This is a genomic window from Winogradskyella pacifica, from assembly GCF_003386275.1.
Classification (GTDB): domain Bacteria; phylum Bacteroidota; class Bacteroidia; order Flavobacteriales; family Flavobacteriaceae; genus Winogradskyella; species Winogradskyella pacifica.
In genome coordinates this window covers 759,848-774,368 of the sequence record NZ_QREI01000001.1, presented here as the reverse complement: position 1 = coordinate 774,368, position 14,521 = coordinate 759,848, and the positions used below count along the sequence as shown (strand labels likewise).

The following is a 14,521-nucleotide window of genomic DNA, read 5'->3' as shown; positions in this document are numbered from 1 at the left end:
TTTAATAGAATATAGAATTATGAAAAAGTTTTTTTCCCATCTTAAAGGTGATGCTTTTGGAGGTGTTACAGCAGGTATTGTTGCGCTACCATTAGCCTTAGCGTTTGGAGTGTCGTCTGGTCTTGGTCCTAGTGCAGGACTTTATGGTGCTATCTTTTTAGCTTTTTTTGCAGCACTTTTTGGCGGTACTAATACGCAGATTTCTGGGCCAACGGCTCCAATGACAGCGGTAAGTATGGTTCTAATTGCAGGATTATTAGCTGTTAATGAAGGAGATGTTAGTAAATCACTTCCTATAATTCTAGCTGTATTTATCCTAGCAGGGTTAATGCAAATTGGTTTAGGGGTTTTCGGCTTCGGAAAATACATTAAGTACATTCCATATCCTGTGGTTTCAGGGTTTATGACAGCCATTGGACTCATTATAATTATCACACAAATTTTGCCAGCAGTGGGTTATTATGCAGGTGAGGATGCCGCGTTAATTGAAAAACATATGCCTCATGCTGAAGAAATGCTTTTAAATGATATTCTAAAAGAAGAAGCTGGTGAAGGTATATTGGTACTTGAAAATTTTAAAGAAACAGTAGATAGAGCAAGTAGAATTACACCTGAAGAAATGGAAAGTGAAGCGTCTATATTAGCAGGAAATTCTGCTTCTGGTGCATTGGGAGCATTAAAGGCAATACCAAGAGCCTTACAAAGTATAAATTGGTTAGAATTGCTACTAGCTCTTGGAACCATACTTATTATATACGGATTTAAACGTATAACTACTGCGGTACCAAGTACTTTAGTGGCTTTAGTAATTGTTTCAGGAATTGCTTTTGGCTTTGGTTTAGACTACAGGCCAATCGAACAAATCCCTAGTGGTTTTCCGGTGCCAAATATGGCCATTTTCACCGAATTTGATTTCGGGAATTTAATGCCTTATTTCTTTACCGCTTTTACCTTAGCGTTATTAGGATCTATTGATTCCTTATTAACGAGTGTGGTTGCAGATAATGTTACTAAAACAAAACATAAGCCAAATAAAGAGCTTATCGGACAAGGTATAGGAAATACTATTGGTGCTTTATTTGGTGGTTTACCAGGCGCAGGTGCAACTATTAGAACGGTTGTAAATATTAACGCAGGTGGTAAAACTAGATTATCCGGAATGATTGCTGGTGTCTTTTTATTATTGATTCTTTTAGTTTTAGGTGATATTGCATCGCAAATCCCAGCTGCAGTTTTAGCAGGTATTTTAATTACCGTTGGTTTTGGGGTTATGGATTATAAAGGTTTAAAAGCGATCCCAGCGCTACCAAAGGATATTAAGATTGGCCCATTAAAATTAAGTTCTGAAGTTTTAATTATGATTGTCGTATTACTACTATCTACATTTTGGAATTTAGTCTATGCGGTAGGTATCGGATTAATAATAGCATCACTTATGTTCATGAAAAAAATAGGTGATTTAACGGCCTTGCGATCCGATGTTAAATCTTTAAAGAAAGAGAAGGCTTGGTCAGATGAAGCTGATTTTCCTGAAAAACTAAAAGAAGAAGTTTTTATTAAACACCTAAAAGGACCATTGTTCTTTGGCTCTACTAGTGAATTTCAAGCGTTAGCAGATCAAATACCTATTACAGCTAAAACCGTAGTAATTCGTTTAGGACGTATGCAATATATGGATCAATCTGGGCTCTACGCTATGGAAGATGTGCTTCAGGATTTATCAAAAAGGAATATCCAAGTCTTGTTTGTTGGGTTGTTAAAGCAACCAAGATATATGATGGAACGTATTGATATTATTCCAGATTTAATTCCTAAAGATCATATTTTTAAGGATTTTGATAGTTGCTTAAACTGGATTAAAAATAATGTAAAGGACGAATTCTAATTGATATAAATATGGACTTAAATAATGTATTTAAAAATAACGAAAAGTGGATTAAAGATAAACTTGCCGTTGATTCTAATTATTTTGAAGACTTAGGGAAAGGACAAAAACCAGAATTGTTATACATAGGATGTTCCGACAGTAGAGTCACCGCTGAAGATTTGATGGGATTAGGTCCTGGTGAAGTCTTTGTACATAGAAATATCGCCAATATGGTTATTGGTACAGATCTAAATGCCATGTCTGTGGTCGATTATGCTGTGACACATTTAAAGGTTAATCATGTTGTAGTTTGCGGACATTATGCTTGTGGTGGTGTAAAAGCAGCCATGCAATCTGCAGATTTAGGTGTTTTAAATGGTTGGTTAAGAAATATTAGAGATGTCTATAGAATTCATCATAATGAATTAAATGCAATTGAATGCGAAGAAAAAAAATACGATCGTTTAGTAGAACTTAATGTAAAAGAACAATGCGTTAATTTAATTAAAACGGCTGCTGTTCAAAAAGCATATAGAGATCGTGGTTTAAAAGTACACGGTTGGGTATTTGATGTACACACCGGAAAACTCATTGATTTGAAAATAGACTTTGAAAAATATCTCAAAGATATTATGGAAATTTATCACTTAGATTAGTAAAAAACGCCATTCGAAAGAATGGTTTTTTTTATGCGTTTTCCTCAGTAGTGTCAGGCTCAACGTCTGCTTCTGATTCGCTTTTAATGATTGATGGAAAAATCATAGGAGCTAATGATTTTATAGGCTCGTAAAGCGTGCTTTTTTCCAAATCTTCTTTTTCCATAAAGGGTAAGGTGTTATTCATTTTATGAAAAACACTTAAAAGTACACTAAGAATTAATCCAATTTTAAGCGCTCCAAAAACAGCGCCTGCGAGTTTATTGATGATTCCTAAAGCGGCGAAATCGGCTAGTTTGGTTAATGCTTTTCCGGCTAGGCTAATGACTAAAACAATCACGACAAAAGTGATGGCAAAAGCAACGATATTAATGGTTTTTTCATTCCAATCTACCTTAGGTTCTAAAAAGCCTGCGGCAAAATCACTAAAATGAATCGCGCCATAAACACCCAAAACTAAAGCCAATAAAGAAGCAACTTCTACAAAAAGCCCTTTAAATAACCCACGTACAAATCCAAATAATAAAAGGGAGGCTAAAATAATATCAATTATACTCATAGAACTAGCGGTTTAAACAAAAGTACATGAATTTTTTAAGTTCAAATTTTAGTAAAAAAAATAATTTAAACTTAGGGCTAATAAGATAAACTATACTTTTTTTCTGATTTATAAATAATAACGCATTTCAACCTACTTTAGTTTATTAACTTTGAAACCTTATAAGAAGTTGAACTTGAAGGAGAACTCTTCAACTTAAAACTTTGAATTATTAATTAAAGAGATTCCCGTTTTACGGGAAATGAACATGGCAAGAGACGAACAATTAAAAGAACGATGGGAGTTGGTGGTAGAGAAACTCTCAAACCAATTTGCTGATGGAGACCGATTAGATCTCGACTCTATAATATATCTTATTGGTGTACAGGAGCTTGGTCAATTTCATCGCGAGTATAAAAAAGATCACAAACTCGATTTAATGCATATAGCAATTTGTAAGGTTTTAGCACCTTATGGGTTTTATGAGTTTGATTATGTAGATGAAGAAGGTTGGCCACACTACAAAGTATTAGCGCAATTACCACATCTAAAAGCTGGTGAACAAAGTGTGTTGATGAAAGAGGCTATTGTAAACTATTTTTTGGAAACAGAATATATCAATTAGCTAAGACTTGATACAGCTACCTTATCTCGCAAAAAAAAACTAAATTTGCACTCGTTTTTGAATAGAACTCATGATAGACAAGATAAAAGAACTCATAGCAGAAGCAGAAGCTTTTAAAGCACAATCTAAAGAAGAGGTTGAAGCCTTTAGAATTAAGTATTTAGGTTCAAAAGGACATTTAAAGGCATTTTATGGCGAATTAAAAAATGTGGCGAACGATCAGAAACGTGAATTCGGACAGATAATTAACGAGCTTAAAATTACAGCAGAAACTAAAGTCAACGATTTAAAGGAAGCTTTAGAAAGTAAAGAGGAAGACAAAGGGATTTTTGGTGATTTATCGCGTCCTGGTGAGCCGATTGCTATTGGTGCACGTCATCCTATTTCTATAGTTAAAAATGAGATTATTGATATCTTTTCGCGCATTGGTTTTAACGTTAGTGAAGGGCCAGAAATTGAAGATGATTGGCATAACTTTACAGCGTTGAATTTACCAGAATACCACCCAGCGAGAGATATGCAGGATACGTTTTTTATTCAAACCGATCCAGATATTTTATTACGTACACATACAAGTTCTGTACAAGTACGTTATATGGAAAACAATCAGCCTCCAATTCGTACAATTTCTCCAGGAAGAGTTTATAGAAATGAAGCGATTTCTGCACGTTCACATTGTTTCTTTCACCAAGTGGAAGGCTTATATATTGATAAAGATGTGAGTTTTGCAGATTTAAAACAAACCTTACAATACTTTACTACAGAGATGTTTGGGAAGTCTAAAATTAGATTACGTCCTTCATACTTTCCGTTTACTGAGCCAAGTGCAGAGGTAGATGTATATTGGGGATTAGAAACCGAAACAGATTATAAAATTACTAAAGGTACAGGTTGGTTAGAAATTATGGGCTGCGGAATGGTAGATCCTAATGTATTAGAAAACTGTGGTATTGATTCTAAAGTCTATTCTGGGTTTGCTTTCGGAATGGGAATCGATCGTATTGCGATGTTATTAAACCAAATTAGCGATATTAGATTGTTGAGTGAGAATGACGTTCGATTTTTAGAGCAGTTTAAATCAGCATTATAAACTTTGAAAAAAGACATCACAATACCAGAAGTAAAAGATGTTCATGTTGCCGTGGTGCAAGAAGAACATTTGGAATATAAAACTCAAGATTGGAATGCTTATATCATTAATAATAGCGATAAAGATTTAGATACGGTTCTTATTGTTACCAGAGGTTATAGTGACACTAAAGTAACACCTATAATGCGCCATACGATTGCAAAACTACCCGCAAGAAGTTACGCTAAAATTGAATATCTACAAGAAAAGGTTTTAGAGCTGAACAACGAGTTTAAAATCACGTTTTTTGAAGGCAACCAAATGTTTGATAAAACGTATGTATTCAGAAAAAATACAATCAACGAAAAGGCTTTACAGGCTATTCCGTTAATGCAATTACGTGGTATTTTGGTAAAGTAGCTATTGGCCTTTAGCTAATAGCAAACGGCTAACAGCTAAAGGCTATATTGTCAATCCAACTTATCCGTCAATTTCTTAAATACTTTCTTAGGATCTTTATTGTCATAAAGAATATCGTAAACAGCATTAATTATAGGTAGCTGTGTTTTCTTTTTGTTCTTTTTATTTAATTCAAAAGCACTTTTTGTGGCGTAGTAACCTTCAGCCACCATATTCATTTCCATTTGTGCCGATTTTACGGTGTAGCCTTTACCTATCATGTTTCCGAACATACGGTTTCGAGAAAAAACAGAATAACCAGTCACTAATAAATCACCTAAATAAGCCGAATTATTAATGTTACGTTTCATCTTATGCATTTTTTTGATAAAACGTTTCATTTCTCTAATAGAGTTACTCATCAAAACACTCTGAAAATTATCACCATAACCCAATCCATGAGCCATTCCGGCTGCAATAGCATAAATGTTCTTAAGCATTACAGCGTATTCTATACCAATAACATCATCGCTCGTTTTTGTTTTAATGTAATCGCTCGATAATTTGTCGGCAATAGCTTGTGCTTTTTTAGCATCGTCGCACGCAATTGTTAAATAAGATAAACGCTCTAAAGCGACTTCTTCGGCATGACAAGGACCAGCAATGATAGCAATGTTTTCAAAAGGAATAGCATATTCATCATTAAAATGCTCACCAACTAATTTCCCTGTTTCTGGCATAATACCTTTTACGGCAGATACAATCGTTTTTTGACTAATATCTGTAGTTAGTTTCTCTAGTTCGCCATGAATAAAGGCCGATGGAATTACAAAAATAAGCACGTCTGCCCATTCCGCAATTTCATTAATATCATTACTTAGTTTTAACTGATCTGTATGAAATTCTACAGAACTCAAATAACTAGGGTTGTGTTTTTCTTTTAAGATATGTTCTTTGGCATAAACGCTTCGCATATACCAACCAACTTCATCTAAGTTTTCGCAAAGCATTTTTACAATGGCTGTAGCCCAACTTCCTGCACCAAAAACAGCATATTTTGTAGTAGTACTCATAGTGTTTTAATCAAATTTGTAATTCAAAGTTACGGAAAATTTATAGAATCGTTAACGCTAAAATCATGTTAAACCTTCGATATTAAAAGGCGTTTTAGATGTGATAACAATTAGTATAGACATACCTTTGGAAGCTCTGAAATAGCGTCAAAATATTTTTTGGCACGTCTTTTGAAAAGCTATAATTAACAACCTTTAAAACGCTAGATTATGAAAACGACAAAACTACTATTAGGATTTGCATTTATTGCAACACTATTTACCTCGTGTTATGTAGAAGAAACACGTTATGTTGATGAACCGTCAGTTTCATTAAATCAATTACTAAATTCATATGATTTATGGTACGTAGATATTAATGCGACACAAGGGTACGGAGAAACACCATTTTTACAAGTTGCATTTACAGTCTCATTTAATAATGGTCGTATGTACGCAAATAATAATTTAGTTGGCATCGGAAGCCAAGGCAATGGTTATGGTGTTGAAATAGGAAGTTATAACGCTTATGACGGGATTTTAGATGTCTATCATATTATTGATGGTTACGACAGTTTTGATGTGTACCAAGTAGATAATAATACCATTGAATTATACAATCCTTTTAATGATACCTCTTATTTTTTAGAGGGTTATCAGCGTTCAAGTTTTGATTACGACTATGTGTTTTATGACAATATTCATTATTTCTTACAAGAGTATGAAGCTTGGGAAAAAACGTATACAAGCAATTATGGAGCCTTAAATGATTTTGATAGTGAGAACTATTTACAGTTTTTAGCTGGTGGAAATGATGCAACATTTAGAAGTTCTCAAGATCAAAACGTCTATAACACAAACAATATCTTTTGGGATTTTATAGGTGACTATGAGGTGAGAGATGTCTCTGGAAATAGTTACTTAAAAAGATTAACATTAGATTATGATTTCTTCAGCAATGAATACTTCGAATTGAGCGTTATTAATGATAGTACGATAGAGTTGTTTCATGCAAACTCTGGTACCCTGTACGAATTTAGAGGAAGAGGATACATACAGTATTACAGAAGCACAGGTGTAGAAGGGAAGTCAACTACAGAAGTTGATAGGTATAAAAAACGTAAGCAAAAAACAAAGAAAATAGAAAATACTAGAGAAAGTACACGAAGCATTTGAGGCTATAGATAAATTACAAGATGTAATTTAAAATTTCACCTAAGCCCTAAAGAATAATAAAATTATACATATGAAACTAAATTTGGTTGGTTATTTAGTTTCAAAACGCTCAGTTAAAACACTTGTTTTTACTGGGCGTTTTCTTATTCATACGATGATGAATTGTCATCCGAATTATTTTTCCATTGTATAAGTCGCGTTAACACGCTATCATCAGTTCCGTATCTTCTAAATGAACCGGTTCGGTCATCGACGAATGCATTAAGTATTCTATCGCTAATTTTATCAATAAATAAGAAGTTCAATGCGTCTTTAAGAATAGTAAATGGTGTTAATAGAAAACCTTTTCCAGACCACCATCCTGCAAAAAATGTGATTACGATAGCGTTTAATTTTGCTGTTTTTCCACAGCTTGCACAAAGGATTTGTTCATCCCTAGACGAACTAGTTCCAATTAAAAATGACTTTACCGTATGGGTTTCAAAACCAAATAATTTAGTTTTTTCTAAGCATTTGGGACAGTGTTGATATTGAATTTTTTGGATAAGATTTTTGCGCTCTAAACCTTCAAATGATTTAGTCTCTGCATCAATCCAACTAATAAGACTTAGGTTTAGCTGTCGTCTTATAATTTCATCCTTTAAGACATTAAGGATCTCTCTTCTTAAACCTTTAGATTCGTTTCTTGCGATATTTTCAATTTTCGCATCCGGAAAACGTTTATAGTTTTTCCTTACCTCTTCAATACTATACATTCAAATTTTACAACTCCTTCAATAAAACTTCTAATTGCTCAATTCCATAAGGCTTAGCGATAATATGTTTTGAAGCATCCAATAAAAAATACATTGGTGTTGCAGAAATGCCATAAGTATTTACAATTGGGTTATCCCATTTTTCTAATCCAATTTGATGAATAAAAGCCGGGAAGTTCTCTTTTTCTCTTTCCCAGTCTCTAGCGTTATCCTCTAATCCAAAAGCAACCACTTTTAGATTGGGTTTGTTTGCTACCATTTTTCTCACTTGTGGTAATTCGCTTAGACAATGACTACAACCACTACTCCAAAAAACAAGCAAGTAATTTTCTGCGCTTTCTAATTGATGTAAGCTTGTTTTTTTGCCATCTAAAGTGATTTCAAAATTGGGTGCTTTAGATCCGATTGATGTGTTTTTAAAAGAAATAACCATATCCTCTAAAACTTTATTGTTAGTGGATTTTGCTAATTCTAATAAGTAACTATCTGTAATGTAATTGGCAAGATTGTTATTGTTTAATGCCACAAAACGCTGCCAAAGCATTTCTAATAGACTCGTTTTAATACTTAAGTCGTCATTACTAATAGCTGCTGCTACATCATCGATATGTTGTTTGTAGGTGGCTTCACTAGGATCTGCAACCATGTTAAAAACATAAGCCGTTACGCGATCTATTAGGTATGAAGAACTTTGTAGTAGATAATCGCTAAAATCTACCTGACTTAAATAATGCTGTTTAAGGTTTTTAGAATACGTTGTAATACCTTCGTATTGTGTTGGAATATAAGGTCGGTTGGCTTTTATGAATTTGAAAACCAATTTATCCTTAGCTAATTCTTCATAAGCCGTTTGTGTGTCTTTTAAGGTTTTAAAAATAGCAGTAAAACCTTTTTTATCATTATTCTCTTTAGAGTAATAATTACTAATGGTTTGATTCACCATTTCTATACTTTTAAGGTAAGAGTTCCAAAGTTTATTTTCTTCAGAAACTTTAAACTCAACACCTTTTTCGTAACTAAAATTAAAAGCTACAGTTTCTTTTCCATCGTAGATAAAATCGAAATTATTTTCTTCTGGTGGAGTCGCATAAACAATTTTATAAATACCTGGTGTTAAAGTTGAGTCTAATTGAATCTCAAAATTACCGTCACCATCTAATTCTCCTCTGTTAACATAATTAGCACTTTCTGGTGTGGCATGATATAGAAAAGCATAACTAAAATCTTCAGCTGGTGAAAATGTACCTTTTACACTTTGAGCTTGTAATAGTAAGGGTAAAACCAAAAGTAGGATTAATAATTTTTTCATGGTATTGTATGTTTGCTAATTGTTACTTTATTTTTCGGCCTTTTATTCCGGTGGCGCAACCGTAAAAATAATTGATATATTCGACTTCAAAATTATCTCTTTTAAAAATTTGAAAAGCATTTTTAGAATTGCCGAATGCTTCTGTATAAATACCTAACATTTTATAAGTTTCTGGACTTCCTAAAAAAAGCTTTCCTAATAGTGGAACGACTTTTTTTAAGTAAAACATATAAAATGGCTTTAAAATATTATTTTTTGGAACAGATACATCAATTAAGGAAAACGTTCCATTTGGTTTTAATAGTCTGTCAATTTCATTTGCTAAAGCATTTATTTGTTCTGCGTTAAAGGTCTTTAACCCAAATCCGGAAATAATATAATCTGCAGATTCACTTTCTATTGAATTATGAAATACATCCTCCTTTAAAACTGTAATTTTAGAATGTGGAAATTTCAATTTGTTGTTCTCTGCATGTTTAATCATTTCAGCTGAAAAATCTACAGCGATAAGTTGTGAGTTTATAGTGTTTTTATTGAATACATGCTTCCAACATTCTCCCATGCCTGTCATTAAATCCACGACTACTTTTCCATCTTCAATATGTAGTTCCTCTACACATCGTTTTCTCCAACGTTCACTAAATCCAAACGAGGTTATGTAATTCATATACGCATACGAACCAGACATGTTATCAAATAGCGTTTCGACGAATTTTGGTTCGTAAATTTCTTTCATACTTAAGACTTATTTACAACTAATGCCAACCATTGAATATCTTCAACAATTAAGCCATTATAATTCTATTTGACCTTTTTAGACCTTATACTTTCAATAATTACGGTTGCCAATATTAAACTGCCACCGATAAATGTATTAGGGGAAGGTAGTTCATTTAAAAAAAAGAAGGCAATTATAATTCCAAATATCGGTTGTGTACTGCCAATAATACTCGCTGTACTGGCTTTAAAATATTTTAAACTATTTACAAACATGGTATGTCCAATAGCCGTAGTTACTATGGCTAATAGTAAAACATAAGGATATTGTGTGGTGATATTAGAAGTGTCCATAAAATATAAAACAGGCGCCAATACAATCGTTAACACCACAACTTGATAAAACATCAGCATGGTGCCATTATACGTCGCAATATGTCCTTTTAGCATAAGGATTCTTAAGGCATAACAGATCGCCGAAAGTACACCAAATAGAATGCCTTGCAACTGACTACTTTCTAAATCGAAATCTGGAGCTAATATATAGATGCCAAGAAGTACCATTAACCCGAGTACAATATGGATAGGGTCTAATTTTACTTTTGAAAATAAAGGTTCTAAAAGGGCTATAATCACTGGGAACGTAAATAGTGAAATCATTCCAATAGCTACGTTAGATAGTTTTAAGGCATAGAAATAGAAAATCCAATGACCTCCCATTAATAAAGCAGCAATAAAAAAAGTGAAACGGTCTTTTTTATTATTGATCTTTAAATTAATCCCTTTAAAAAGGCAGAAAAAGAAAAGTATAATTACGGCTAAAATAGAACGCCACCAAATAATTACCGGTGTTGGCATCTCTATAAATTTACCTAACGGTCCAGACGTACTGAGGCATACTGTGGCGATAATGAGCAATAAAAGGTTATTTAAATGACTTTTTTCATTCATTATATATCCTTTAAGGCCATTAATGCTTGTTTGGTGTTTTTAATTTTTTCGAACGTAATTAATAAGCGTAATCCTTTTCGGGTTTGTTTTTCTTTCATTTTACATTTGCCAGCATTCATCTGTACAAATTGTAAAACTTTAGTAAATGCGTCACTCTGATAAAATCCACTTTGCTGATCTTGTACAAAATAACCAATCATTTTGCCTTGTTTCATAATCAGTTTTTCAATCCCCATTTTTGTAGCAATCCACTTAAGGCGTACGCTGTCTAATAAGTCTGAAACCTGCGTTGGTAACTCACCGAAACGGTCAATAATTTCAGTTTCGAATTTAGCGAGTTCTTCTTCTGTTTTTATCTCGTTGAGTTTGGTGTAAAGATTTAAACGTTCGGTAATGTTGTTTATATAATCATCTGGAAACAACAATTCGAAATCCGTATCAATGGTAATGTCTTTGACATATTGTTTAGGCTTACCATCGTCTTTATATAAATCTGAAAATTCAGTTTCTTTTAATTCATCTATGGCTTCATTTAATATTTTCTGATAGGTATCAAATCCAATATCATTAATAAATCCACTTTGTTCGCCACCTAGTAAATCTCCTGCACCACGAATTTCTAAATCCTTCATAGCAATATTAAATCCGCTACCCAATTCTGTAAACTGCTCTAAGGCCGAAATCCGTTTTCTAGCATCGGCTGTCATTGCAGAATAATCTGGAGTAATAAAATAACAAAAGGCTTTTTTATTACTACGACCAACACGACCTCGCATTTGGTGTAAATCACTCAGTCCAAAATTGTTCGCATTATTGATAAAAATAGTATTCGCATTTGGTACATCTAAGCCACTTTCTACAATAGTGGTGGCAACTAAAACATCAAATTCGCCATTCATAAAAGCGAGCATTAGATTTTCGAGCTTTTTACCATCGAGTTGCCCATGTCCAATACCGATTTTTGCATCAGGAACTAAACGTTGAATCATACCAGCAACTTCCTTAATATTCTCGATTCTATTATGAATAAAATAAATCTGACCTCCACGTTGAATTTCATAACTCACCGCATCTCTAATGATTTCTTCACCAAAACGAATAACATGACTCTCTATAGGATATCTATTTGGTGGAGCCGTGTTAATGACAGATAAATCTCGCGCAGCCATTAAACTAAACTGAAGTGTTCTCGGGATAGGAGTTGCAGTCAACGTTAAAACATCTACGTTTTCCTTTATGGTCTTTAATTTTTCTTTTACAGCAACACCAAACTTCTGTTCTTCATCAACAATCAGTAAACCTAAATCTTTAAACTTTACGTTTTTACTCGCCAGTTGATGTGTTCCTATAATAATATCAACGCTTCCTTTTTCTAATCCTTCTAAGGTTTCGCGTTTTTCTTTGGCTGTTCTAAAACGATTCACATAATCTACAGTCACCGGAAAATCCTTCAAACGTTCCTTAAAAGTTCGTGAGTGTTGATAAGCCAAAATGGTTGTTGGTACTAAAACAGCAACTTGCTTACCGTTATCTACGGCTTTAAATGCCGCTCTAATTGCAACTTCAGTTTTACCAAAACCAACGTCACCACAAATAAGACGATCCATTGGTCGTTCACTTTCCATATCCGCTTTTATATCTGCTGTAGATGTGATTTGATCTGGAGTATCTTCATAAATAAAAGAAGCTTCCAACTCTAATTGCATATGGCTATCTGGAGCGTACTGAAATCCTTTCTTTAATTTTCGTTTAGCATAAAGTTTTATAAGGTTGAAGGCAATTTCCTTAACTCTAGATTTTGTTTTTTGTTTTAACGTCGCCCAAGCTTTGCTTCCTAATTTATAAACCGTTGGAGGCTTACCATCTTTTCCGTTAAACTTAGTGATTTTATGTAACGAGTGAATGCTGAGGTATAAAATATCGCGCTCACCGTATACTAGTTTTATGGCTTCTTGCTTTTTACCTTCAACATCTATTTTTTGTAAGCCACCAAACTTACCAATACCATGGTCAATGTGTGTAACGTAATCTCCGATTTCGAGATTTGTAAGTTCCTTTAAAGTGATGGCTTGCTTTTTGGCGTAACCATTTTTAAGGTGAAATTTATGATAACGATCAAAAATTTGATGGTCTGTATAAATGGCAAGGTTATGTTCGGTATCTATAAAACCTTGGTAAAGTGAAAGCACCACCGTCTTATAATGAACGGTTTGTTCTGCATCATCAAAAATATCATGAAAACGTTTGGCCTGTTGCTCGCTTACACAAGCGATATAATTGGTAATGCCGTTAGCGTTATTTTCATTTAAATCTTCAATCAACAAATTGAATTGTTTGTTGAATGCTGGTTGCGGCTTGGTATAAAAGGCTATAAGTTGCTGCGCGAAAAAAGCTTCTGTTCCAAATTCAACTAATGGGTATTCTAAAAATTGACGCTTTAATAAATCAGAATTACAGAATAATTCTTCAGGAGAGGCATGTTTAACTTCGCTAGATAAATTATTATAAGCCTCTTCCGCTTTACCATAAAAATCATCAATTCTTGAAAACGTAAGGGATGCATTTTTAGAAAAAATAACCGTTTTATTCGAAATGTATTTTAGAAAACTTTCGCGTTGTTCAGCAATCATTTTATTAGCCACATTCGGAATGATGCTCACTTTCTTAATACGCTCCGTAGACAATTGCGTCTCTACATCAAAAGTTCTAATACTATCAACTTCGTCTCCAAAAAATTCTATTCGGTAAGGTTCATCATGTGAAAATGAAAATACATCGACGATACCACCTCTTACAGAGAAATCTCCAGGTTCGGTAACAAAATCGACACGTTTAAATTTATATTCGAATAAGACTTCATTAACAAAATCGATGCTTAAGTCGTTGCCAACTGAGATTTTTAAGGTGTTCTTATCGAGTTCCTTTTTGGTGACTACCTTTTCAAAAAGCGCATCAGGATAGGTCACGATAATACACGGTTTTTTACGCGAATTAATTCGGTTTAAAACCTCGGCACGTAAGAGCACATTGGCATTATTGGTTTCTTCAATTTGGTACGGTCTGCGGTAGCTTCCTGGATAAAATAACACGTCTTTATCGTTGATCAGTTGTTCAAGATCATTAAGATAAAAAGCCGCTTCTTCTTTATCATCAAAAATCAGCAAAAAAGGTTTGTCTGCGGTTTTAAAAGCTTCGGAAGCCGTAATTGAAAACGAAGAACCGACGAGACCTTTTAAATGTGTTTTCTGTTGAGGTTGGGCAATAGCAGTTTGCAGATTTTGCAGTTGCAAAGTCCGTGCGAATGTTTGGGTAATAGATACTTTACTCAAGTTTCTTATTTTGGAATTGCAAATATAAAAGTTTTGAAGTGTTCACTAATGATAATTCTTTGAATAGAATTATATTTG

At 33.6% G+C, this 14,521-nt stretch carries 13 protein-coding genes; 6 read left to right on the top strand and 7 right to left on the bottom strand.

The window, feature by feature from the left end; genetic code table 11:
* Positions 1–19: 19 nt before the first annotated feature.
* The gene (locus tag DFQ09_RS03375; protein ID WP_115808202.1) at positions 20–1,885 is read left to right on the top strand and encodes a SulP family inorganic anion transporter; all 1,866 of its coding nucleotides are present in this window, start codon (positions 20–22) and stop codon (positions 1,883–1,885) included.
* A gap of 11 nt (positions 1,886–1,896) precedes the next feature.
* Entirely contained in the window at positions 1,897–2,523 is a 627-nt protein-coding gene (locus tag DFQ09_RS03370) for a carbonic anhydrase (RefSeq protein ID WP_115808200.1), read from the top strand.
* A gap of 31 nt (positions 2,524–2,554) precedes the next feature.
* Here DFQ09_RS03370 and DFQ09_RS03365 read toward each other — a convergent pair whose 3' ends face one another.
* On the bottom strand, positions 2,555–3,082 hold the full coding sequence (locus DFQ09_RS03365) for a CvpA family protein (RefSeq protein ID WP_115808198.1): 528 nt from the start codon (positions 3,080–3,082) through the stop codon (positions 2,555–2,557).
* A gap of 247 nt (positions 3,083–3,329) precedes the next feature.
* Between DFQ09_RS03365 and DFQ09_RS03360 the strand changes: the two genes are divergently transcribed.
* The 3 genes from DFQ09_RS03360 (at position 3,330) to DFQ09_RS03350 (ending at position 5,175) form a co-directional block, all read left to right on the top strand.
* Entirely contained in the window at positions 3,330–3,686 is a 357-nt protein-coding gene (locus DFQ09_RS03360) for a hypothetical protein (RefSeq protein ID WP_115808410.1), read from the top strand.
* Between the two features lie 70 nt (positions 3,687–3,756).
* Positions 3,757–4,776 (top strand): phenylalanine--tRNA ligase subunit alpha, encoded by a 1,020-nt coding sequence (gene pheS, locus DFQ09_RS03355; RefSeq protein WP_115808196.1) that lies wholly within the window; start codon positions 3,757–3,759, stop codon positions 4,774–4,776.
* Positions 4,777–4,779: 3 nt separating this feature from the next.
* On the top strand, positions 4,780–5,175 hold the full coding sequence (locus DFQ09_RS03350) for a hypothetical protein (protein ID WP_115808194.1): 396 nt from the start codon (positions 4,780–4,782) through the stop codon (positions 5,173–5,175).
* Positions 5,176–5,225: 50 nt separating this feature from the next.
* Here the strand turns inward: DFQ09_RS03350 and DFQ09_RS03345 are convergent, their stop codons facing one another.
* A complete protein-coding gene (locus tag DFQ09_RS03345) occupies positions 5,226–6,227 on the bottom strand; it encodes an NAD(P)H-dependent glycerol-3-phosphate dehydrogenase (RefSeq protein WP_115808192.1) in 1,002 nt (333 codons plus the stop codon).
* 210 nt (positions 6,228–6,437) lie between these two features.
* Between DFQ09_RS03345 and DFQ09_RS03340 the strand changes: the two genes are divergently transcribed.
* The gene (locus DFQ09_RS03340; RefSeq protein WP_115808190.1) at positions 6,438–7,382 is read left to right on the top strand and encodes a nicotinic acid mononucleotide adenyltransferase; all 945 of its coding nucleotides are present in this window, start codon (positions 6,438–6,440) and stop codon (positions 7,380–7,382) included.
* Between the two features lie 143 nt (positions 7,383–7,525).
* On the opposite strand, the gene DFQ09_RS03335 is transcribed toward DFQ09_RS03340, so the two are convergent.
* From DFQ09_RS03335 to mfd, 5 genes are all read right to left on the bottom strand, one after another.
* A complete protein-coding gene (locus DFQ09_RS03335; RefSeq protein ID WP_115808188.1) occupies positions 7,526–8,137 on the bottom strand; it encodes a hypothetical protein in 612 nt (203 codons plus the stop codon).
* 7 nt (positions 8,138–8,144) lie between these two features.
* Positions 8,145–9,446, bottom strand: a complete 1,302-nt coding sequence (locus tag DFQ09_RS03330; protein ID WP_115808186.1) for a TlpA family protein disulfide reductase — start codon at positions 9,444–9,446, stop codon at positions 8,145–8,147.
* A gap of 22 nt (positions 9,447–9,468) precedes the next feature.
* Complete coding sequence (locus DFQ09_RS03325) at positions 9,469–10,182, bottom strand: class I SAM-dependent methyltransferase (RefSeq protein ID WP_115808184.1); 714 nt, start codon at positions 10,180–10,182, stop codon at positions 9,469–9,471.
* Between the two features lie 65 nt (positions 10,183–10,247).
* Positions 10,248–11,114 carry a DMT family transporter gene (locus DFQ09_RS03320; protein WP_115808182.1) on the bottom strand — a complete coding sequence of 289 codons (867 nt, stop codon included), beginning with the start codon at positions 11,112–11,114 and terminating at the stop codon, positions 10,248–10,250.
* Complete coding sequence (mfd, locus tag DFQ09_RS03315) at positions 11,114–14,443, bottom strand: transcription-repair coupling factor (RefSeq protein ID WP_115808180.1); 3,330 nt, start codon at positions 14,441–14,443, stop codon at positions 11,114–11,116. Before mfd ends, DFQ09_RS03320 begins: the two co-directional genes overlap by 1 nt.
* Between the last annotated feature and the right edge of the window lie 78 nt (positions 14,444–14,521).